1 protein-coding gene is annotated in these 976 nt (G+C 67.1%); it reads left to right on the forward strand.

The genetic code is table 11. From position 1 onward, the window contains the following. Positions 1–976, forward strand: a 976-nt coding sequence (locus BN4332_RS32650) for an AMP-binding protein (protein ID WP_160111014.1), incomplete at both ends; no start/stop codon positions are given.

The raw sequence follows: 976 nt of genomic DNA on the forward strand, positions 1-976 counted from the left end.
GGCTGCAGCAGGTCGCCGAACGCGGGGACCGCGTCGCGATCCTCGCGCCGCAGGGCCTCGATTACATCGTCGGTTTCTTCGCGGCCATCAAGGCGGGCAACATCGCGGTACCCCTGTTCGCACCGGAATTGCAGGGTCACGCCGAACGACTCGAGACCGCGCTGCTGGACTCCCGCCCGACGACGGTGCTGACCACGGTCGCCGGTAATGCGGCGGTGCAGGCGTTCCTGGACAAGATGCCGGACTCCGGGCGACCCCGGGTGGTGCTCATCGATGAGGTTCCCGATGCGGCCGGGGATGCGTTCACCCCGATCCCGGTCGATCCGGACGACATCTCGCACCTGCAGTACACGTCGGGCTCGACGCGCCCGCCCGTCGGGGTGGAGATCACCCACCGCGCGGTCGGCACCAACCTACTCCAGATGATCCTGTCCATCGACCTGTTGAACCGAAACACCCACGGCCTCAGCTGGTTACCGCTCTACCACGACATGGGTTTGTCCATGATCGGATTTCCCGCGGTGTACGGCGGGCACTCCACGCTGATGTCACCGACCGCGTTCATCCGCCGGCCGCAGCGGTGGATCCGGGCCATGTCGGAGGAAGCCAAGCACGGCCGGGTCATCACCGCCGCGCCGAACTTCGCCTACGAATGGACCGCCCAGCGTGGGGCACCGGCGCCGGGGGAGGACATCGACCTGGGCAACGTGGTGCTGATCATCGGATCCGAACCGGTAAACCCTGAGGTGATAACGGCGTTCAACGAGACGTTCGCGCCGTTCGGATTGCCGCCGACGGCGTTCAAACCGTCGTACGGCATCGCCGAGGCGACGCTGCTGATCTCGACGATCGCCCCGGAGGAGCAGGCCTCGGTGGTCTCCTTCGACCGCAAGCAACTCGCCGCCGGGCGGGCCGTCCGCGTGGATGCCGATGCCGACGGCGCGGTCGCACACGTGGCCGCCTCTTATACACATCT

The organism is Mycolicibacterium houstonense (assembly GCF_900078665.2).
GTDB lineage: Bacteria > Actinomycetota > Actinomycetes > Mycobacteriales > Mycobacteriaceae > Mycobacterium > Mycobacterium houstonense.